The organism is Streptomyces cyanogenus, from assembly GCF_017526105.1.
Lineage (GTDB): Bacteria > Actinomycetota > Actinomycetes > Streptomycetales > Streptomycetaceae > Streptomyces > Streptomyces cyanogenus.
The window spans coordinates 1,595,232-1,614,710 of record NZ_CP071839.1; the positions used below are offsets into that span (position 1 = coordinate 1,595,232).

The following is a 19,479-nucleotide window of genomic DNA, read 5'->3' on the forward strand; positions in this document are numbered from 1 at the left end:
GACATCGCGGCAAAGCCCCCGTCGTACGACGGGGGCTCTGCGGGCGGGACGGTGGGTTCAGCGGCCGTCGAGGTGCCGGAGCTTGTCGGGGTTGCGGACGATGTAGACGGCGGTGATCCGGCCGTCGGCGATGTCGACCTGGAACAGGCTGTCGGGCTTGTCGCCGGACAGGATCAGCAGCGCGGGGCCGCCGTTGACCTCCACGGGGCGGAAGGACAGGTCCGCCGGGCCGGAGCGGGCGACGGCGACGAGGAAGCGGCCGACCTTGTCGGCGGTGTGCAGGACCCGCAGCGGCGCCTTGGCCTTGCCGCCGCTGTCGCCGACCAGCCGGACGTCCGGAGCGAGCAGGGACAGCAGGCCCTCCAGGTCGCCCCCGGCCGCGGCGGCGAGGAAACGCTCGGTCAGATCCCGGCGCCGGCTGGGGTCGACCTCGTACCGGGGGCGCCGTTCGGCCACGTGCCGGCGGGCCCGGCCGGCGAGCTGCCGTACCGCCGGCTCGGCCCGGTCGAGCAGCGTGGCGATCTCGGCGAAGGGGTAGCCGAACGCCTCGCGGAGCACGAACACGGCGCGCTCCAGGGGGGAGAGCGACTCCAGGACGACCAGGACGGCCAGCGAGACCGTGTCGGCGAGTACGGCGTGGTCCGCGGAGTCCGGGGCGGTGTCGGCGAACTCGGTGAGATACGGCTCCGGCAGCCACGGCCCGACGTACGCCTCGCCGCGCGACTGCACCTGGCGCAGCCGGTCGATGGCCAGCCGGGTGGTGATGCGCACGAGGTAGGCGCGCGGTTCGCGGACCTCCGTGCGGTCGGCCTGGTACCAGCGCAGCCAGGCTTCCTGGACCACGTCCTCGGCGTCGGCGACCCGGCCGAGCATGCGGTAGGCGACTCCCATGAGCAGGGGCCGGTGCTCTTCGAAGACGTCGGTGGCGAGGTCGGCGGTCACGGGTCCATCCCAGCCGACACGCCTGCCGCTGTCCACCCGGAATACCCGGCTCCGGGAGCGGTCCGGATCACAATGACGGCGGACCGCCGGCGGGCGGCGGCCGGTGACCGTGAGGTGGGCCATGCGGTACGCGGTGCTGGGCACGGGCGAGGTGGGCCGTACCCTGGCCGGCCGGCTGCTGGAGCTGGGGCACGAGGTGACCCTCGGTTCCCGCACCCGGGACAACCCGGTGGCGGTGGAGTGGGCGACGGCCGCGGCCGGCCGGGCCCACGCGGGGACGTTCGCGGACGCGGCGGCGGCGGGCGAGGTGGTCGTCAACGCGGTGGGCGGCCGGGTGGCGCTGGACGCGCTGCGGGCGGCGGGTGCGGAGCATCTGGACGGCAAGGTGCTGGTGGACGTCTCCAATCCGCTGGCGTTCGACGACGGGCAGCCGCGGCTGGACCCGGTGGAGTCGGACAGCGTGGCCGAGCGGATCCAGCGGGCGTTCCCGCACACGCGCGTGGTGAAGACGCTGAACACCGTCAACTGCCAGGTGATGGTGGACCCGGGGCGGGTGCCGGGCGAGCACCATGTGTTCGTGTGCGGGGCGGACGCCCGGGCCAAGGAGCGGGTGACGGGTCTGCTCGCGGAGTTCGGCTGGCCGGCCGGGCGGGTGCTGGACCTGGGCGGCATCCGGTCGGCACGCGCGGTGGAGATGTATCTGCCGCTGTGGCTGACCCTGTTCCGCGGTTTCGGGCACGCCGACTTCAACATCGAGGTGCGCCGGGCGCGTTGAGGGACGTACGCGGTGTGCGGCATCCGGGGGCTACCGGCCGGTAGCAATTGCTGACAAGCTGTCTACGGCGTCCGTCAGCAGCCCAGACGAGGAGCACCCCCATGTCCGCCACCGTCTCCTTCAAGGTCCCCGCACCGCACGGCCCGGGCGAGGTGACCGTGTCCTACGCGCGCGTGGGCCGCGGTGAACCGCTGGTCCTGCTGCACGGCATCGGCCATCACCGGCAGGCCTGGGACCCGGTCGTGGACATCCTGGCCACCGAGCGCGAGGTGATCGCCGTCGACCTGCCCGGGTTCGGCGCGTCCCCGGGGCTGCCGGCGGGCCTGGCGTACGACCTGCCGACGACGAACTCCGTGCTGGGCGCCCTGTTCGAGGCGCTGGAGCTGGACCGCCCGCACGTCGCCGGCAACTCGCTGGGCGGTCTGCTCGCGCTGGAGCTGGGCCGAGAGAAGCTCGTACGGTCCGTCACCGCCCTCTCCCCCGCGGGTTTCTGGACCGAGGCCGAGCGGCGGTACGCGTTCACGGTGCTGCTCGCGATGCGCGGCATCGCCCGGCGGCTGCCCCTGCCGCTGGTGGAGCGGCTGGCCCGTACGGCGGCCGGCCGAACCGCGCTGACCAGCACCATCTACGCCCGCCCCGGGCGCCGTTCGCCGGAGGCGGTGGTCGCCGAGACGCTCGCGCTCGTCGGGGCCACCGGTTTCGAGGCGACCCTGCGGGCAGGCTCCGCCGTACGGTTCACCGACGAGCTGTCGGGCCTGCCGGTCACGGTGGCCTGGGGCAGCCGGGACCGGATCCTCGTGCGCCGCCAGGGCGTCCGCGCCAAGCGGCTCATCCCGCACGCCCGGCTGGTGCGGCTGCCCGGCTGCGGTCACTGCCCGATGAACGACGACCCGGCTCTGGTCGCGCGGGTCATCCTGGACGGCAGCCGCTGAGCGCCACCGACCGCCTCCCGTCCGGCCCGAGTTCACCTCCGGTTCGCGTGCGCGCCGCGGGGGCCCCGTAGGTGTGGCTGTGCACACTGGCCGGATCACGTCCCTGGAGGCGCAGCCATGTCCCACCGTCCGTTCCCGGGCCGCCGCAGCGTTCTGCGCGGCTCCCTCGCCGCGTCGGCGGCCCTGACCCTGCCCGTGGGCCTCGGCGCGGCCCCGGCGTTCGCCCGCTCCGGACGCCCCGGGGCGCACTGGGGCGTGCAGACCGGTGACGTGACCGCCGACTCCGGACTGGTCTGGGTGCGCGCGGACCGGCCGGCCCGGATGATCGTGGAGACCTCGGCCACCGAGGCCTTCCGCAACCCGCGCCGGTGGCACGGACCGCTGCTGGGCCCCGGCACGGACTTCACCGGCACCACCCGGCTGCACGGCCTGCCCCCCGGCGAGCAGATCCACTACCGGGTGCTGCTCGCCGACCCGGACGACCCGCGCCGCACCGGCGAGCCCGTGACCGGCACCTTCCGCACCGTGTCCCGGCGGCGCCGGGACGGCGTGCGGTTCCTGTGGTCGGGCGATCTGGCCGGCCAGGGCTGGGGCATCAACCCCGACCTCGGCGGCTACCGGATCTACGACGCGATGGCGAAGCTGGACCCGGACTTCTTCCTGTGCAGCGGCGACAACGTCTACGCCGACGGCCCCATTTCGGCCACCCAGGCGCTGCCCGGCGGCGGCACCTGGCGGAACGTCACCACCGAGGAGAAGGCGAAGGTCGCCGAGACCCTCGCCGAGTACCGGGGCAACTTCCGGTACAACCTGCTCGACGAGAACCTCAGGCGGTTCAACGCCCGCGTGCCCTCGGTCGTCCAGTGGGACGACCACGAGGTGCGCAACAACTGGTACCCGGGCGAGGTGATCGCCTCCACCGACACCCGGTACACCGAGAAGAGCATCGACGTGCTCGCCGCGCGCGCCCGGCGGGCGTTCGGCGAGTACTTCCCCGTCTCCACGCTGCGCCCAGGAGCGCAGGAGGGCCGCGTCTACCGGGTGCTGCACCAGGGCCCGCTGCTGGACGTGTTCGTGCTGGACATGCGTACGTACCGCAACGCCAACTCGCCGGACGACCAGACGGTCGACCCGCAGGGCATCCTCGGCCGGGAGCAGCTGGAGTGGCTCAAGCGGGAGCTGGCCCGGTCGCGTGCGGTGTGGAAGGTGATCGCCGCCGACATGCCGCTCGGTCTCGTCGTGCCCGATGCGACGGAGAACCGGCCGAACTTCGAGGCGGTGGCCCAGGGCGACCCGGGTGCCCCGCTCGGCCGTGAGCTGCAGCTCGCCGAGCTGCTGCGGTTCGTGAAGCACCGGCGGATCACCGGCACGCTGTGGCTGACGGCGGACGTGCACCACACCTCCGCGCAGCACTACCACCCCTCCCGGGCCGCGTTCACCGACTTCGAGCCGTTCTGGGAGTTCGTCTCCGGGCCGCTGAACGCCGGCGCCTTCCCGGCCGGCGCGCTGGACGGCACCTTCGGACCGGAGCGGGTGTTCGTGAAGGCGCCGACCGCGTCGAACGTCTCACCCGCGGGCGGCTACCAGTTCTTCGGCGAGGTCGACATCGACGGGGACAGCGGCGAGCTGACGGTACGGCTGCGGGAGCAGGACGGCACCGTGCTGTTCACCCAGGCGCTCCAGCCGGGCCGGGTCGGCCAGTAAGGGCATCGCCGGGAAGCGGTCGGGCAGGCGGTCGTAGAAAATGCAAAAAAAGGGACGGAGCATGCTTTACCCATCGGTCACAATCAGTTCGTGATCACGCAACACCCTTCGTCCACAGTGGCTGCATGACTCCAGACATGCCTGACGTGACCCGGGCCAAGCACGGGCGGCCCGTGCACCACTGGCGGCGCGACGTCGTCGAACTCGCCGCGCTCTTCACGGCCGTGGCCGTCGCGGACGCGGTGGCGAACCTGATCGGACACGGGCCCGACGGCCCGGCCCTGCTGGTGATCTCGGCGATCGTGCTGGCCGCGACGGCGGTGTTCCACGTGTGGTGGTCACGCCGCCACGGACACGCGCCGCCGGCCAGCGATACCGGTGCCCGGCCGGCCGCCGGGACGCGGCCTGCCGGGCCCTCCGCACAGCCCGCCGCCTACGACATCGGCGGCACGCTGTGGCGGATGCGGACGACGGTGAAGGACGAGCCGGGCTCGCTGGCCGCCCTGTGCACGGCGCTCGCCGAGCACCGGGTGGACATCCTGAGCCTGCAGACGCACCCGCTGGCCGACGGCACGGTGGACGACTTCCTGTTGCGGGCGCCGGGCGCGCTCGCGGCGGCCGAGATCACCCGGGCCGTCGCGCTGGCCGGGGGTACGGCCACCTGGATCGAGCGGGCCGACGCCCACGACCTGGTCGACGTGCCCACCCGGGTGCTCGGCCTGGCCGCCCGCACCGCCCTGGACGCCGCCGAACTACCGCTGGCGCTGCGCCAGCTGCTGGGCCGCTGCACGATCCGGTCGCTGCCCGGCAGGCCGGCCGGCGGCGGCCGCGGACCGCAGCCGGTGCCGGTCGAGGGGGTCCTGGAGGACACCGTGATGCGGCTGCCGGCACCCGAGGGCGGTGTGCTCACCGTGGAGCGGCCGTACCTGCCGTTCACCCCCACCGAGTTCGCCCGCGCGCGGGCGCTGGTGGAGCTGGACGGCCGGCTCGGACCGCGCATCCCCGACGGTGAGGACGTGCTGACCCTCCCCGAGGGCAACGACATCACCGTGCGCCGGGTCGACACCGGGGACCTGGCCGCGGCCCGGGCGATGCACGACCGGTGCTCACCGCACACCCTCGCCCAGCGCTACCACGGCCCGGTCGGCGACACCGACCGCTATCTGAACCACCTGCTCAGCCCCCGCTTCGGCCGCACCCTGGCCGCCCAGACCACCTCCGGGCACATCGTCGGCCTCGGGCATCTGCTGTGGGACGGCGACGAGACCGAGGTGGCGCTGCTGGTCGAGGACGAGTGGCAGCAGCGCGGCGTCGGCGGCGAGCTGCTCGGCCGGCTGGTGGCGATGGCGGCGGAGGCCGGCTGCGCGAGCGTGTACGCGGTGACCAAGGCGTCCAACACCGGCATGGTGGCCGCGATGCGCGGACTCGGGCTGCCGCTGGACTACCAGGTCGAGGAGGGCACGCTGGTGATCACGGCCCGGCTGGACCCCACACCGGTCGCCACCGCGCCCGGCCCCCAGCCGCCCCGGCTCGGCTGAGCCGCACGGCACCGCCGCCCAGCCGCAACGACTGGGGCCGGCGGTGCCGAATCCCTACCCCCACCGAGCGGCACCGCCCGGCAGAGCTGGACCGCCCCGCCGAGCAGGACCTCCGCGCAGACCGGCACCGCTCACAGAGCCTGACCACCCCGCAGGCCCGGACCGCCCGCCTCAGCACACCGCCTCCCGGAGCGCCGCTCCCGTAGAGCGGCACCGCCCATGCACAGCGGCACCGCCCCGCAGGCCCGGACCGCCCGCGTCAGCACACCGCCTCCCGCAGGCCCTAACCCGCCGCTCCCGCAGAGCGGCACCGCTGGCAGAGCCTGACCGCCCGCCTCAGCACACCGCCTCCCGGAGCGCCGTTCCCACAGAGCGGCACCGCCCACGCACAGCGACACCGCCCCGCAGGCCCGAACCGTCCGCGTCAGCACACCGCCTCCCGCAGGCCCTAACCCCCGTTCCCACAGAGCGGCACCGCCCACGCACAGCGGCACCGCCCCGCAGGCCCGGACCGTCCGTCTCAGCGCACCGCCTCCTGCAGTGCCGTGACCCGCCGTTCACGCGGAGCGCCCAGTGCCTGGTCGAGGTCGGCCCAGAGGTCGTCGACGTCCTCCAGGCCGACGGACAGCCGCAGCAGCCGGTCGCTCACCCCGGCCCCGCGCCGGTCGTCGGCGTCCACGATGCGGTGGCTGATGGACGCGGGGTGCTGGATGAGCGTGTCGACGCTGCCCAGGCTCACCGCGGGGGTGACGAGCCGGACCCGGGAGATCACCTCGTGCGGATCGCCGTGCACCTCGAAGGCGATCATCGCGCCGCCGAGCCGCGGATAGCGGACCCGGGCCACGCGCGGGTCGGCGGCGAGCCGGCGGACCAGCTCGGCGGCGTTCGCGGACGCGGCCCGCACCCGCACGGGAAGCGTGGACAGCCCCCGCAGCAGCAGGTAGCCGGCGAGCGGATGGAGGACTCCCCCGGTGGCGAAACGTATCTGCCGCAGCCGGCCCGCGAACTCCTCGTCGCAGGCGACCACACCGGCCAGCACATCGCCGTGCCCGCCGAGGTACTTGGTGGCGCTGTGCAGCACCAGCCGGGCGCCCTGCTCGGCCGGGCGCTGGAGCACGGGCGTGGCGAAGGTGTTGTCGGCGAGCAGCGGCACGGAGCCGCAGGCGTGCGCGAGGGCCCGCAGGTCCAGCTCGGCGAGGGTCGGGTTGGCCGGGGACTCGACCATCACCAGGCCGGTGTCCGGGCGCAGCGCTTCCGCGATGCCGGCCGGGTCGGTCCAGGTGACCTCCGTGCCCAGCAGTCCGGCGGTCAACAGATGGTCACTGCATCCGTACAGGGGCCGTACCGCGACGACATGGCGCAGGCCCATGGCGGACCGGGCGAGGAGGACCGCGCTGAGAGCCGCCATGCCGCTGGCGAAGGCGACCGCGGACTCGGTGCCCTCCAGGCGGGCGAGGGCGGTCTCGAAGCGGGCGACGGTCGGGTTGCCGAGGCGGCCGTAGACGGGCGGCCCGACCGGGTCGGCGCCGTCGGTGGCGAAGGCGTCGATGCGGGCGGCCTCGGCGCGGCTGTCGTAGGAGGGGTAGGTGGTGGACAGGTCGATCGGGGGGGCGTGCAGGCCCTGGCGGGCGAGGTCGTCGCGGCCGGCGTGCACGGCCTCGGTGGCCAGGGCTCTCGTTGCGGTGCGTACGTCGTCGTAGGCACCGGTGCTCGCTGTGTCCATGGGCGGAAGGGTGAACATCGAACGGTTCACCGGAGCGGAACACCGTGCTACGTTCGGCCCATGGCCGAATCCGTCGTACTGGATCCGGTCGATCTGCACCTGCTGCGGCTGTTGCAGAACGACGCCCGGACCACCTACCGCGACCTCGCCGCGCAGGTGGGCGTGGCGCCGTCGACCTGTCTGGACCGGGTGACCCGGCTGCGCCGCTCGGGCGTGATCCTCGGCCACCGGCTGCGGCTCGATCCGGCCAAGCTCGGGCGCGGGCTCCAGGCGCTGCTGTCGGTGCAGGTACGGCCGCACCGGCGGGAGCTGGTGGGACCGTTCGTCGAACGGATCCGGGCGCTGCCGGAGGCGCGGTCGGTGTTCCATCTGACCGGGCCGGACGACTACCTCGTGCATGTGGCGGTCGCGGACATGGCCGATCTCCAGCGGCTGGTGCTGGACGAGTTCACGGCGCGGCGCGAGGTGGCCCGGGTGGAGACCCGGCTGATCTTCCAGCAGTGGGAGTGCGGACCGCTGCTGCCGCCCGGCCACGCCCAGAGCTGAATCCCCGCATTCCCGGGTGACGCGGAGATCGTCGTCGTACGAGGATGGGCCGCATGTCTGAGACCCAGAGCCCGCTTCCCCGTCAGGTCGCCGACGCCTACGTCGACGACCTCATCGCCCTCGACCCGGTCACCGGTACGTACCTCGGTGTGAAGGAGAGTTCGAGCAGGCTGCCCGACTACTCGCCGGCCGGTCAGGAGGCCCTGGCGGAGCTGGCGCGGACCACGCTCGCGAAGCTGGACGAGGCCGAGCGGCGGCCCGGTGCGGACAGTGACGTGGAGCGGCGCTGCGCCCGGCTGCTGCGGGAGCGGCTGACCGCCGAACTCGCCGTTCACGACGCCGAGGAGCATCTGCGCCGGATCGGCAACCTGGACACGCCCGCCCACGCGGTCCGGGAGATCTTCACGGTCACCCCGGCCGACACCGAGGAGGACTGGGCGGCGATCGCGCAGCGGCTGCGCGCGGTGCCCGCCGCCCTCGCCGGCTACCGGGCTTCCCTCGAACTCGGCCTGGAACGCAAGCTGTTCGCGGCGCCCCGGCCTACCGCGACCCACATCGACCAGCTCACCGAGTGGACGGACACGGACGGCAAGGGCCGCGGCTGGTACGAGGACTTCGCCGCCGCGGGCCCCGAGGCGCTGCGCGCGGAGCTGGACGAGGCGGCGCGTGCGGCGACCGGCGCCCTGGTGGAGCTGCGGGACTGGCTGCGGGACGTGTACGCGCCGGCGACCGAGGGCGCCCCGAACGTGGTCGGCCGGGACCGGTACGCGCGCTGGGCCCGCTACTTCAACGGCACGGACCTGGACCTGGACGAGGCGTACGCGTACGGTTGGGCGGAGTTCCACCGCATACTCGGCGAGATGCGCAAGGAGGCGGAGAAGATCCTGCCCGGCGCGGAGACGCCGTGGGTGGCGCTCGCGCACCTGGACGAGCACGGCCGGCACATCGAGGGCGTGGACGAGGTCCGGGAGTGGCTCCAGGGCCTGATGGACAAGGCGATCGAGGAGCTGGACGGCACGCACTTCGAACTCGCCGAGCGGGTTCGCAGGGTGGAGTCCTGCATCGCCCCGCCCGGCGGCGCGGCGGCGCCCTACTACACGCCGCCGTCGGAGGACTTCTCCCGGCCCGGCCGCACCTGGCTGCCGACCATGGGCCTGACCCGGTTCCCGGTCTACGACCTCGTCTCGACCTGGTACCACGAGGGCGTGCCCGGGCATCACCTCCAGCTCGCGCAGTGGGCGCACGTGGCGGAGAACCTCTCCCGCTACCAGGCGACGATCGGCGGGGTCAGCGCCAACGCGGAGGGCTGGGCGCTGTACGCGGAACGGCTGATGGACGAGCTGGGCTACCTCACGGATCCCGAGGAGCGGCTCGGCTACCTGGACGCGCAGATGATGCGGGCGGCCCGGGTGATCGTGGACATCGGCATGCACCTGGAGCTGGAGATCCCGGCGGATGCGCCGTTCCACCCCGGTGAGCGGTGGACGCCGGAGCTGGCCGAGGAGTTCTTCGGCGCGCACAGCAGCCGGCCGGCGGACTACGTGGAGAGCGAGCTGACCCGGTACCTGACGATCCCGGGCCAGGCGATCGGCTACAAGCTCGGCGAGCGGGCGTGGCTGCTCGGCCGTGAGAAGGCGCGCGAGCGGCACGGCGACGCGTTCGACCTGAAGGCCTGGCACATGGCGGCGCTGTCGCAGGGCTCCCTGGGCCTGGACGACCTGGTGGACGAGCTGGCCCGGCTCTGACGGCCCGGCGCCGGGGACGCCACGGCGCCCCGCCCGGGTGACGGAAGCGAGGGCGCCCTTGCGGAGGGCGGCGCGAAGAGCGCGGGCGGGCGCCCTCGGCCGTACGGCCCCGGGCCCCTCGGCCGTACGGCCGACACCCGGTGGCGCGGACGGGGCTCGGGCGGCTAGCTGGTGCCGGGGACCGATGCGGAAGGCGGGCCGGGCATGCAGGAGCAGAGGCCGAGTCGGCAGGCACTTCGGACACCACGCGCCGCCGGGCTGGCCGGGGTGGTCTTCGCGCTGCTCCTGGCGGCGGCGATGGTGCTGGTCAGGCTGGGGCTCCCGGAAGGGGCCGGCACGGGCACCGCGCCGGCGTTCACGGACGCCGGGCGGCGCGGCGCGCTGCGCGCCGCCCTCGCGCTGGTGCCGTTCGCCGGGATCTTCTTCCTGTGGTTCATCGGCGCGGTCCGCACGCACGTCGGCGCGGTCGAGGACAAGTTCGTCGCCACCGTCCTCCTCGGCAGCGGGCTGGTCTTCACCGCGACGATGCTGGCCGCCGCCGCGGCTGCGGACGCCGTGCTCGTGGTGGCCCACCCGGCCGGCCTGCCGCCGCTGCCGGCCGCCTGGGACTTCGGCCGCCACTTCGCGTACACGCTGATGACGGGGTACGCCATGCGGATGGCGGCCGTCTTCGTGTCGTCCATGTCGGTCATCGGCCACCGCCTCGGGGTCCTGCCGCGCTGGCTCACGGCACTGGGCTTCCTCGTCGCCCTGGCACTGCTGCTCTTCTCGTCGAACGTGCCCTGGGTCGAGCTGGCCTTCCCCGCCTGGTCGCTGCTGCTGAGCGTGCACATCCTCGTGGCGAGCCGGCGTCCCCGGCCCCGGCCGGACGAGGCGTAGGCCGCCGGCCCCTCACTCGATCGGCGTGCCCGGCGCGCGGGCACCCCGCCCCGGCTCGCATGCTGGCGGGCGGGGGGACGACCGATGACCGGGACCGTCCGCGCACACCGCGTGCGGCGACCGGACCTGCCAGCGGAAAGGGCGGAGCGTCGATGAGGCTCGTCGTCGATCTCAACAAGTGTCAGGGGTACGCGCAGTGCGCGTTCCTCGCGCCGGACGTCTTCGCCCTGCACGGCGATGAGTCGCTGATCTACAACCCGCGCGCGGACGACGACCAGCGCGAGCGGGTGGCGCGGGCCGTGGCCGCCTGCCCGGTGCAGGCGATCACCGCCGACGCCGTGGACCGCGCGGCCGGGGTCCGGGAGGCGTCCGATGACCGCTGACTACGTGGAGTGGCTCAGGCGCGAGGGCCGGATCGTGATCGTAGGCGCCTCACTGGCCGGCCGGCGGGCCGCCGAGACGCTGCGTGCCGAGGGCTTCGCCGGTGAGCTGACCCTGATCGGGGACGAGCCGTACGAACCGTACGACCGGCCGCCGCTGTCCAAGTCCGTGCTGCTGGGCATGGCCTCCCCGCACCACACCGAGCTGCCCCACCGCCGGGAGATCGACGCCAAGTGGCGCCTCGGCGTCGCCGCCACCGGCCTGGACCTGACGGCCAAACGGGTCCGGCTGGCCGACGGGGACGAGGTGGAGTACGACCGGCTGCTCATCGCCACCGGTGTGCGCGCCCGGCCGTGGCCGAAGGAGGAGGAGGCCCGGCTCGACGGCGTCTGCCTGCTGCGCACGCGGGACGACGCGGCCGACCTGTACCGGCGGCTGAAGGCGGGGCCGCGCCGGGTGTTCGTCATCGGCGCCGGGTTCGCCGGTTCGGAGGTGGCCTCGGCGTGCCGGGAGATGGGCCTGCCGGTCACCGTGGCGGAACGGGCGGGGGCGCCGCTGGTGGGGGCGCTCGGCGGGGTCGTCGGCGCGGTCGCGGCCGACCTGCAGACCGAGAACGGCGTGGACCTGCGCACCCATGTGACGGTGACCGCGCTGGAGGGCGACCCGGCCGGCCGGGTGCGGGCCGTCCACCTGTCGGACGAGAGCGTCGTCGAGGCGGACGTGGTCGTGGTCTCGCTCGGGTCGCTGCGGAACACCGAGTGGCTGGACGGGTCGGGGCTGGGCGCCGGGCCGCGGGGCATCGCGTGTGACGCGGGCTGCCGGGCCTTCGACTTCCGGGGCATCGTCACGGACGACGTCTTCGTGGCCGGCGATGTGGCGCGCTCCCCGCACGCGCTCTTCGGCTACCAGTTCCTCTCGCTGGAGCACTGGGGCAACGCCGTCGCCCAGGCGGAGACGGCCGCGCACAACATGATCTGCCACGGCGTCGACCGGCGCCCGCACCTGTGGATGCCCGCCTTCTGGTCCTCGATGTTCGGTGTGAACATCAAGTCGGTCGGGGTGCCGCCCATGGGCGAGGAGATCATGATCACGCAGGGTTCGCTGGCCGAGCGCCGGTTCGTCGGCGTCTACGGGTACCAGGGCCGGATCGTGGCCGCCGTGTCCTTCGACAACACCCGGTGGCTGGAGTTCTACCAGGCGCAGATCGAGCGGGGCGCGCCGTTCCCGGTGGAGTTCACGACGATGGACCGGCGTCCCGAGAACCGGCAGCCGCTCCCGGCCGGCTTCCCGGACCCCTCCCTGCCGACCCACGGCCCCACGGTGACCCTCAGCGGTTACTCACCGGCCGACCAGCAGCTGGTCTTCCACCCCGCCCGCCACTGACCGCCGCCCACGGCCCGCACGCTCCAAGGACCCGCCATGCCGCACGCCTCGATGTTGCGCCAGATCACCGACTTCGCCAACCGCGCCAACCCCTATCCGCTGTACGCGGAACTCCGCCGGACACCGGTGCTCCACGAGGAGGAGGGCGGCCCGTTCCTCGTCAGTTCCTACTACGACATCAAGGCGCTCCTCCACGATCCGCGGATCAGCTCCGACGCCGCCAACCTGACCGCCGCCGGGGCGGACGAGCTGGGCCAGGCGGAGGAGACGGGAGGGCTGCCGCCGTCGTTCCTGCGCCTCGACCCGCCCGAGCACGACCGGCTGCGGCGCATCGCGAACAGCGCGTTCGGGCCGCCGCACCGGCCGCGGCGGATCGACGGCCTGCGGGGTGAGATGCGGGAGATCGTCACCCAGCTGATCGACGGCTTCGGGGACGCGCAGCGGATCGACCTGGTCGACCAGTTCGCCTACCCGTTCCCGGTCACGGTGATCTGCCGGCTGCTCGGGGTGCCCCGGGAGGACGAGCCGCGGTTCCGGGCCTGGGTCGATCCGCTGGTCGCGAGCCTGGACCCGGAGGTGCGGGAGAACGCGGACGACGGCTTCCGGAAGAAAGCGCAGGAAGCCCGGATGCAGCTCGGCATGTACCTGGCCGGACTGGCCGAGCAGCGTGCCAAGGAACCGCAGGACGACCTGTTGTCCGACCTGGTCGACAGCCGGGGCCCGGCCGGCTCCATGACCATGATGGAGGTGCTCAGCACCGCGGTGCTGCTGCTGATCGCCGGGCACGAGACGACGGTCAACCTGATCACCAACGGCATGCTCACGCTGCTGCGCCACCCGGACGTCCTCCAGCGGCTGCGGGCGGACCCGGCCCTGTCGGTCAACATCGTGGAGGAGCTGCTGCGGTACGAACCGCCGGTGCAGCTGGTGCCGCAGCGCACGTGCATCGCCGACATCGAGGTGCGCGGGGTCACGATCCCCAAGGGCTCGCGGATCTGGCTGGTGCTCGCCGCGGGCAACCGGGACCCGGAGCGGTTCAAGGACCCCGAGCGGTTCGACCCGGACCGCGAAGACATCCAGCACCTGGGGTTCGGCAGCGGCATCCACAGCTGCTTCGGGGCGCCGCTGGCCCGGCTGGAGACCCAGCTTGCCCTGTCGGAGCTGGCCCGGCGGCTGGAGAATCCGCGCCTGGTCGAGGACCCGCCGCCGTACCGGCAGAACGCCGTGCTGCGCGGTCCCCGGCATCTGGAGGTCGCCTTCGACGGGCTGCGCTGAGCACGTGGGGCATGGGGGCCGGGGTGGCACGCGGTCGGCCGAGGTCCCGGCCGGCCGGGGCAAGGGCCGGCTGCTGGCGCGCGGCCAGCCGGCAGTGGCGCACGGTCGGGCGGTGGCGGCGGTCGGCCGGTGCCCCGGGCCGGCCAGTGGCCGTGGGCCGCGGGCCGCTCACCCCGTGAGGTTCGCCGGCAGTACCACGCAGACCTCGTAGCCGCCGTCCTCCGTCGGGCCCGAGGTCATGGTGCCGCCGAGGAGTTCGGCGCGCTGGCGCAGACCGATCAAGCCGTGGTGCGCACCGGGCAGCGGGAGGGGCGGCTGGGTCGGTGCGGTGTTGGTGATCCTGACGCGGACCGAACCGTTGGCGTGCAGCAGGTCGATGTTCGCGGTGGCGCCGGGGGCGTGTTTGCGGGTGTTGGTCAGCGCCTCCTGGACGGTGCGGTAGATCGCGCGCTGGACGGTCGCCGGAAGCCCCTCGGGCAGCTCCATCCGCAGCCGGGTCTCGATGCCGCAGTTGTCGGCCAGCCGCCGGATGTCGGCGAGCGCCGGCTGCGGGGTCAGCTCCGTCGGATGGCCGCCCGAGGCACGCAGCACGCCGACCATGTGCCGCAGCTCGTCCAGCGTCTGCACGCTCAGCCGCCGGATCGTCGCCGCTGCGTCCTTGGTGTCGGCGTCACGCGCGCCGACCTGGAGCGCTCCGGCCCGCACGGCGATCAGGCTGACCTGGTGGGAGACGACGTCGTGCATCTCCCGCGCCAGCTGTGCGCGCTCCTTGGCCAGGACGGCCTGGGCGGTGAGCAGCTGCTGGTGGTCCCGCGCCTCCGAGATCTCGGTCAGTTTCAGCGACAGGTCGCGCCGGGTCCGCACGAGCTGGCCGAGGAAGACGGCGGCGGCCGCGGTGGCGGCGCTGTAGCCGAAGGCGATCAGCTTCCGGGTGTCGGTCGTGTCGAGTTCCGGTGCCGGCAGGGACATCGTGTCGCTGACCGCGAAGGCGAGGACGTACAGGAGCAGCAGCGCCCGGGGGCGGCTGAGCGAGGCGAGCGTGTACAGCGCGGCCAGGCAGGCGACGACGGCGTCGGACAGCAGGACGGCCGGGAGGGTGAGGAGGTAGGTGAGCACCGGCTGCCGCCGGCGCAGCAGCAGCACGACGGCGGCGCCCAGGCCGCAGGCCATCCGCAACGGTTCGTCGATGTCCCAGTGGGCCCATACGTCGAGGAGGGCCATGGCCACGACCGCGCCGTCCGTCAGCAGCGGGGGCGGGCGGCGGGTCATCCGGTCTCCTCCGTGAGCAGTCCGGCCCGCTGGGCGAAGAGGGCGGCCTGGACCCTGCCGCTGACCTCCAGCTTGGTGAGGATCGCACTCACGTGGTCCTTGACCGTGCCGGTGCTCAGGTGCATCCGGGTCGCGATGTCGGCGTTCGACAGGCCCTCGGCGATGAGGACGAGGACCTCGCGCTCCCGGCCGGTCAGCCGTTCGAGCGCCTTGGGCGGGCGCTCCTGCGGCCCGGCGCTCAGATAGCCGTCCACCACCGTTCGGGTGACCTTGGGCGAGAGCACGGTGCCGCCGCGGGCCAGGCTCTGCACCGCCAGCGGCAGCGCCTCGGGGTCGGTGTCCTTGAGGAGGAAGCCGGCGGCGCCCGAGCGCAGTGCCGTCTCCACGTACTCGTCCATGTCGAACGTGGTCAGCATGGCCACCACCGGCGGATCCGGCAGCCGGCGGATGTCGCCCAGCACGGTGAGCCCGTCCACGTCCGGCATGCGGATGTCCAGCAGCACCACGTCGGGGCGCTGCTCGCGCACCGTCCGCAGGGCCTGGGCGCCGGACACCGCCCCGACCACCTCGATGCCGTCGGCGGCGGCGAGGATGCGCTGGAAACCCATGCGGATCAGGGCTTCGTCGTCGACCACCAGTACCCGGATCACGTGCGCTCCAGCCTCGACGGAACCACTGTCCGATTCGTACCACGCCCGGGGCCGCTTCGCCGCCGGGCGCCGTGGTCACGCGCTCGCGAGCCGGCCCGGTCCCGTCATGGCCGTCCCGAGAGGCACAGGTGCCGGCGGATGGCCGGCATGGTCAGCACCGCGACGGTCCCGGAGCCGTCGGCCGGCTGCCCGCGCCGGGGGATCGTCGGCGCGCCGAGCCGGACGTTCCACCGGCCGTCGCGCAGCGTCAGCGTGACCGCGGACGGCACCTCAAGGTGCCGGAACGAGCGGGCGGGCAGGGACAGGGCGTGGACCAGGGCGGCCCTGACCACGGACTCGTCGGCGATCACGAGCAAGGGCCCCGTGCCGGCGGGCAGGGCGCTCAGCCAGTCGGCTGTCCGCCGGCACAGCCGGCGGACCGACTCGCCCCCGTGCGGTGCGGCGTCGGGATCCGTCAGCCAGACGGAGAGGCCGTGCGGGTCCTCGGCCGCGATGCCGGCGCGTGAGCGGCCTTCCCAGGCACCGTGGTCCAGGTCGCGCAGGGCGGGCTCGGGCGTGGCGTCGATCCCGAGGGCCTCGGCGGTCCGCGCGCAGCGGGCGGAGGGGCCCCGGAGGGCCAGGGCGTACGGCGCGAGGGCCGCTGTCACACTCGGGCCGGGGGCGCCGTCCCCGAAGACCCGGTCGTGGCCGCCGTCCGCGGCGGTTGCGCAGAGCATCGTCAGTCGCACCGTCACCGTCCGACCTCCTTCTCCGATCGGGGACGCCGCTCCGCCGGGCGGAGAGGTTTCCCCTCGGACACCACATTCCAGGAAAGCCGCCCCTTCTACCTCCAGCAGGTGGCCGGACCACCCCCGCCGGTCGGCGGGACTTGCGTCGTGCGGGACGGGTCGCGGCGCGTTACGACAGGAGCACCAGGTCGCACTGGTACCAGGTGCCCGGCTGGCCGCCGAGGTCGGCCGGGTCGGCCGGGCCGATCGGGATGAAACCCGACTTGGTCAGCACCCTGTGGGACGCGGCGTTCCGGTGGGTGGTGGCCGCCCGCAGGGTGCGCAGTCCGTACCGCTGCGCCGCCAGCCGGCACAGCTCCCGGACCGTCTCGGTGGCCACGCCGCGGCCGGCGACGTGCTCGGCGACCCGGTAGCCGAGTTCCGCGGTGCGGTTGCCGATGTTGAGCAGGTTGAACCGGCCGAGTACCGCGCCGTCCTCGCCGACGAGGACGTAGAAGGCGCAGGTACCGGCCTCCTGCTCGGCCAGCAGGGCGTTGTACCGGTCGGTGAACCGGTCGAAGTACTCGTCGCCGCGGTCGGGGACCGAGGCGGCGAAGTACGCGCGGTTCGCCAGCTCGAAGGCCAGGACCGCGGGGGCGTGGCTGGCGTGCAGCCGCTTCAGCTCGGGCACTGCCCGACTCTACCCGGACGGGGTGCCGATACCACGTGCGTTCCTGCGACCGGGTGCCGCGCCGCCCGGGGCGTCGCCTCAGCAGCCGCAGTCGCCGTCGACGGGCGCCGTCAGCGGATCGGCGTCCCGGCGCGCCGGGCCCTGCCAGGTCTCGTAGGCGAAGCCCTCCCGTGCCCAGTACTCGAAGCCGCCGAGCATCTCCTTGACCCGGTAGCCGAGTGTGGTGAGGGCGAGCGCGGCGCGGGTGGCGCCGTTGCAGCCGGGGCCCCAGCAGTACGTCACCACCGGCACGTCCTTGTCGAGGAGCTGTTCGGCCTGCTCGGGGATGAGCGCGGTCGGCAGGTGGATCGCGCCGGGAAGGTGGCCCTGGTCCCAGGACTCGGTGGAGCGGGAGTCCACGACGACGAATCCGGGGTCGCCGCCGGCCGCGAGCGCGGCGGCGACATCGGAGACGTCGGCGTGGAAGGCGAGGCTCGCGCGGAAGTAGGCGGCGGCGTCGGCGGGAGCGGCGGGGGCGACGCGCAGGACGGGGTTCGCTGAAGTCGTGTCGATCATGACGGGAAATCTACGATTCGTGGGCCCGCCCCTGAAGAGACGATCCCCGGGCTTTCCCTTGCCCGGCCGGGGATTCCCCTGCTATCCATCCGGGATGACCGTGTATTCCCCGGACGCCACCGACTGGCGCATCCTCGAGGTCCTCCAGCGCGACGGACGGGCCAGTTACGCCGAGCTGGCGCGCGCCGTGTCGATGTCGCCGAGCGCCGTCACCGAGCGGGTCCGGCGACTGGAGGAGGCGGGCGTGATCCAGGGATACGCGGCGGTGGTCGACCCCGAGCGGCTGGGCCTGCCGATCCTGGCGTTCGTACGGCTGCGCTACCCCAACGGCAACTACAAGCCCTTCCACGACCTGGTCGCGGCGACGCCCGAGATCCTGGAGGCGCACCACGTCACCGGCGACGACTGCTTCGTCATCAAGGTCACCGCGCGGTCCATGTCCCACCTGGAGGAGGTCTCCGGGAAGATCGGCGCGCTCGGTTCGGTGACGACCAGCGTGGTGTACTCCTCCCCACTGTCCCGCCGCCCGCTGGGCCGCTAGGCCGCCGGCCGGATCCGACCGACCTGGCGAAGCGCCACCTCACATGCGGCTCGCCCGGTGCGTCAGGCAGACGGCGCGCTGTCACCGCATGCGGTTCTTCTGCAGCCGGTCCCCGTTCCTTGCGGTCTTCCCCGTCGGCGCTCGCAGCGACGGTTACACAGGGCTTCCGGCATCTCCCCGCACCGTGTGCGTCAGCGGCGGCGCGCGATCGTCAGCCCGTCGCGCACCGGCAGCATCACCGCGTCCACTCGCTCGTCGGCCGCGATCAGGTCGTTCAGGTGCCGCATCGCCAGGTAGCGGTCCTCCTGGTATGCGGGGTCGAGGACGCGCCCGCCGAGGAAGACGTTGTCCAGCACCACCAGTCCGCCGGGGCGCAGCCGGGTCACGATCTCCTCGTAGTACGCCGGGTAGTTGTCCTTGTCGGCGTCGATGAACGCGATGTCGATGACCGGCTCGGGACCGAGTGCGCGCAGTGTCTCCAGCGCGGGGGCGATGCGCAGGTCGATCCGGTCGGCGACGCCCGCGCGCTCCCAGTACGGTCGGCCGATCGCGGTCCATTCCTCGCTGACGTCGCAGGCGAGCAGACGCCCGCCGTCGGTCAGGCCGCGGGCGATGCAGAGGGTCGAGTAGCCGGTGAAGACGCCGACCTCAACCGCGAAGCCGGCGCCTGTCAACCGGGTCAGCATCGTGAGCAGGGCGCCCTCGTCGGAGGAGATCTGCATGTGCGCGGCGTCGGCGGCGGCCTCACGGGTGGCGACGGCCAGCTCGCCGAGGACAGGGTCGGTCGGCGTGTGGTGGCTGAGCAGGTAGTCCTCGACGACGGGAGCGGTGGGCTCCAGGTCGCCGCCGTCGATGGGGGTGGACCACTCGACGGAGAGCTCTTCCCGGGTGGCGAAGCGCACCAGATGACGGGTGATGACGTCCTGGACCCGGGTCAGCGACTCGGCGTCGACCGCGGTGGCGGTCAGCTCCAGCCGGTCCGGCGTGGGCGTGAGGGTGCAGCTCCCGGCGGCGACCGTGATCGTGCCGCGGCCGTCGGAGGCGAGGGTGGCGGTGACCTTGTGGCCCATGTGCGAGACGAGCTGCTTGACGTAGCGGGCGGGGCGGTCGGTTGTGACACGTGCCGTGGCGAGGGGCATCGGGCTCCTTGGGTGATCCCAGAATTAAGCGACGAGATTTCTCGTCGCTTTCCGGTGGAGATTCTGCGGCCGACCCGACGCGGTTGTCAAAGCGTTTGGAATCG

Annotated in this window: 19 protein-coding genes; 11 read left to right on the forward strand and 8 right to left on the reverse strand. The window is 73.6% G+C overall.

Annotation, left to right across the window (positions count from 1 at the left end):
• Window positions 1-57: 57 nt before the first annotated feature.
• Window positions 58-942, reverse strand: a complete 885-nt coding sequence (locus S1361_RS07065; protein ID WP_208030986.1) for an RNA polymerase sigma-70 factor — start codon at window positions 940-942, stop codon at window positions 58-60.
• 121 nt (window positions 943-1,063) lie between these two features.
• Here S1361_RS07065 and S1361_RS07070 point away from each other — a divergent pair, with 121 nt between their 5' ends.
• From S1361_RS07070 to S1361_RS07085, 4 genes are all read left to right on the forward strand, one after another.
• The gene (locus S1361_RS07070; RefSeq protein ID WP_208030987.1) at window positions 1,064-1,717 is read left to right on the forward strand and encodes an NADPH-dependent F420 reductase; all 654 of its coding nucleotides are present in this window, start codon (window positions 1,064-1,066) and stop codon (window positions 1,715-1,717) included.
• Window positions 1,718-1,818: 101 nt separating this feature from the next.
• Window positions 1,819-2,649 (forward strand): alpha/beta fold hydrolase, encoded by an 831-nt coding sequence (locus tag S1361_RS07075; protein WP_208030988.1) that lies wholly within the window; start codon window positions 1,819-1,821, stop codon window positions 2,647-2,649.
• A 117-nt stretch (window positions 2,650-2,766) separates the two neighbouring features.
• On the forward strand, window positions 2,767-4,353 hold the full coding sequence (locus S1361_RS07080) for an alkaline phosphatase D family protein (RefSeq protein ID WP_208030989.1): 1,587 nt from the start codon (window positions 2,767-2,769) through the stop codon (window positions 4,351-4,353).
• Window positions 4,354-4,490: 137 nt separating this feature from the next.
• Entirely contained in the window at window positions 4,491-5,891 is a 1,401-nt protein-coding gene (locus tag S1361_RS07085; protein WP_208030990.1) for a GNAT family N-acetyltransferase, read from the forward strand.
• Between the two features lie 520 nt (window positions 5,892-6,411).
• On the opposite strand, the gene S1361_RS07090 is transcribed toward S1361_RS07085, so the two are convergent.
• Window positions 6,412-7,614 carry a trans-sulfuration enzyme family protein gene (locus S1361_RS07090; RefSeq protein WP_208030991.1) on the reverse strand — a complete coding sequence of 401 codons (1,203 nt, stop codon included), beginning with the start codon at window positions 7,612-7,614 and terminating at the stop codon, window positions 6,412-6,414.
• Window positions 7,615-7,674: 60 nt separating this feature from the next.
• On the opposite strand from S1361_RS07090, the gene S1361_RS07095 reads away from it, so the two are divergent.
• From S1361_RS07095 to S1361_RS07120, 6 genes are all read left to right on the forward strand, one after another.
• Entirely contained in the window at window positions 7,675-8,160 is a 486-nt protein-coding gene (locus S1361_RS07095; protein ID WP_030339892.1) for an Lrp/AsnC family transcriptional regulator, read from the forward strand.
• A gap of 53 nt (window positions 8,161-8,213) precedes the next feature.
• The gene (locus tag S1361_RS07100) at window positions 8,214-9,905 is read left to right on the forward strand and encodes a DUF885 domain-containing protein (RefSeq protein ID WP_208030992.1); all 1,692 of its coding nucleotides are present in this window, start codon (window positions 8,214-8,216) and stop codon (window positions 9,903-9,905) included.
• A gap of 204 nt (window positions 9,906-10,109) precedes the next feature.
• The gene (locus tag S1361_RS07105; protein WP_208030993.1) at window positions 10,110-10,784 is read left to right on the forward strand and encodes a hypothetical protein; all 675 of its coding nucleotides are present in this window, start codon (window positions 10,110-10,112) and stop codon (window positions 10,782-10,784) included.
• A 152-nt stretch (window positions 10,785-10,936) separates the two neighbouring features.
• Window positions 10,937-11,167: a ferredoxin gene (locus tag S1361_RS07110; protein WP_208030994.1), complete on the forward strand. Its 231-nt coding sequence runs from the start codon at window positions 10,937-10,939 to the stop codon at window positions 11,165-11,167.
• Window positions 11,157-12,548: an NAD(P)/FAD-dependent oxidoreductase gene (locus S1361_RS07115; RefSeq protein ID WP_208030995.1), complete on the forward strand. Its 1,392-nt coding sequence runs from the start codon at window positions 11,157-11,159 to the stop codon at window positions 12,546-12,548. Before S1361_RS07110 ends, S1361_RS07115 begins: the two co-directional genes overlap by 11 nt.
• Before the next feature lie 36 nt (window positions 12,549-12,584).
• On the forward strand, window positions 12,585-13,823 hold the full coding sequence (locus tag S1361_RS07120) for a cytochrome P450 (protein ID WP_208030996.1): 1,239 nt from the start codon (window positions 12,585-12,587) through the stop codon (window positions 13,821-13,823).
• Window positions 13,824-13,991: 168 nt separating this feature from the next.
• Here S1361_RS07120 and S1361_RS07125 read toward each other — a convergent pair whose 3' ends face one another.
• From S1361_RS07125 to S1361_RS07145, 5 genes are all read right to left on the reverse strand, one after another.
• On the reverse strand, window positions 13,992-15,092 hold the full coding sequence (locus S1361_RS07125; protein ID WP_208030997.1) for a sensor histidine kinase: 1,101 nt from the start codon (window positions 15,090-15,092) through the stop codon (window positions 13,992-13,994).
• A complete protein-coding gene (locus S1361_RS07130) occupies window positions 15,089-15,742 on the reverse strand; it encodes a response regulator (protein ID WP_208030998.1) in 654 nt (217 codons plus the stop codon). The genes S1361_RS07125 and S1361_RS07130 overlap by 4 nt, the downstream gene beginning before the upstream one ends.
• A 104-nt stretch (window positions 15,743-15,846) precedes the next feature.
• Window positions 15,847-16,476 (reverse strand): histidine phosphatase family protein, encoded by a 630-nt coding sequence (locus tag S1361_RS07135; RefSeq protein ID WP_208030999.1) that lies wholly within the window; start codon window positions 16,474-16,476, stop codon window positions 15,847-15,849.
• A 163-nt stretch (window positions 16,477-16,639) separates the two neighbouring features.
• A complete protein-coding gene (locus tag S1361_RS07140) occupies window positions 16,640-17,140 on the reverse strand; it encodes a GNAT family N-acetyltransferase (protein ID WP_208031000.1) in 501 nt (166 codons plus the stop codon).
• Between the two features lie 78 nt (window positions 17,141-17,218).
• The gene (locus S1361_RS07145; RefSeq protein ID WP_208031001.1) at window positions 17,219-17,695 is read right to left on the reverse strand and encodes a rhodanese-like domain-containing protein; all 477 of its coding nucleotides are present in this window, start codon (window positions 17,693-17,695) and stop codon (window positions 17,219-17,221) included.
• A gap of 94 nt (window positions 17,696-17,789) precedes the next feature.
• On the opposite strand from S1361_RS07145, the gene S1361_RS07150 reads away from it, so the two are divergent.
• Window positions 17,790-18,236, forward strand: a complete 447-nt coding sequence (locus S1361_RS07150) for an Lrp/AsnC family transcriptional regulator (protein WP_208031002.1) — start codon at window positions 17,790-17,792, stop codon at window positions 18,234-18,236.
• A 191-nt stretch (window positions 18,237-18,427) separates the two neighbouring features.
• Here the strand turns inward: S1361_RS07150 and S1361_RS07155 are convergent, their stop codons facing one another.
• Window positions 18,428-19,375: a DUF2218 domain-containing protein gene (locus S1361_RS07155; RefSeq protein WP_208031003.1), complete on the reverse strand. Its 948-nt coding sequence runs from the start codon at window positions 19,373-19,375 to the stop codon at window positions 18,428-18,430.
• Between the last annotated feature and the right edge of the window lie 104 nt (window positions 19,376-19,479).

Excerpts from the sequence above, each read along its gene's own strand:
- S1361_RS07070 (WP_208030987.1), top strand. The coding sequence starts at position 1,064 with ATGCGGTACGCGGTGCTGGGCACGGGCGAGGTGGGCCGTACCCTGGCC.
- S1361_RS07075 (WP_208030988.1), top strand. The coding sequence starts at position 1,819 with ATGTCCGCCACCGTCTCCTTCAAGGTCCCCGCACCGCACGGCCCGGGC.
- S1361_RS07080 (WP_208030989.1), top strand. The coding sequence starts at position 2,767 with ATGTCCCACCGTCCGTTCCCGGGCCGCCGCAGCGTTCTGCGCGGCTCC.
- S1361_RS07085 (WP_208030990.1), top strand. The coding sequence starts at position 4,491 with ATGCCTGACGTGACCCGGGCCAAGCACGGGCGGCCCGTGCACCACTGG.
- S1361_RS07090 (WP_208030991.1), bottom strand. The coding sequence starts at position 7,614 with ATGGACACAGCGAGCACCGGTGCCTACGACGACGTACGCACCGCAACG.
- S1361_RS07095 (WP_030339892.1), top strand. The coding sequence starts at position 7,675 with ATGGCCGAATCCGTCGTACTGGATCCGGTCGATCTGCACCTGCTGCGG.
- S1361_RS07100 (WP_208030992.1), top strand. The coding sequence starts at position 8,214 with ATGTCTGAGACCCAGAGCCCGCTTCCCCGTCAGGTCGCCGACGCCTAC.
- S1361_RS07105 (WP_208030993.1), top strand. The coding sequence starts at position 10,110 with ATGCAGGAGCAGAGGCCGAGTCGGCAGGCACTTCGGACACCACGCGCC.
- S1361_RS07110 (WP_208030994.1), top strand. The coding sequence starts at position 10,937 with ATGAGGCTCGTCGTCGATCTCAACAAGTGTCAGGGGTACGCGCAGTGC.
- S1361_RS07115 (WP_208030995.1), top strand. The coding sequence starts at position 11,157 with ATGACCGCTGACTACGTGGAGTGGCTCAGGCGCGAGGGCCGGATCGTG.
- S1361_RS07120 (WP_208030996.1), top strand. The coding sequence starts at position 12,585 with ATGCCGCACGCCTCGATGTTGCGCCAGATCACCGACTTCGCCAACCGC.
- S1361_RS07125 (WP_208030997.1), bottom strand. The coding sequence starts at position 15,092 with ATGACCCGCCGCCCGCCCCCGCTGCTGACGGACGGCGCGGTCGTGGCC.
- S1361_RS07145 (WP_208031001.1), bottom strand. The coding sequence starts at position 17,695 with ATGATCGACACGACTTCAGCGAACCCCGTCCTGCGCGTCGCCCCCGCC.
- S1361_RS07150 (WP_208031002.1), top strand. The coding sequence starts at position 17,790 with ATGACCGTGTATTCCCCGGACGCCACCGACTGGCGCATCCTCGAGGTC.
- S1361_RS07155 (WP_208031003.1), bottom strand. The coding sequence starts at position 19,375 with ATGCCCCTCGCCACGGCACGTGTCACAACCGACCGCCCCGCCCGCTAC.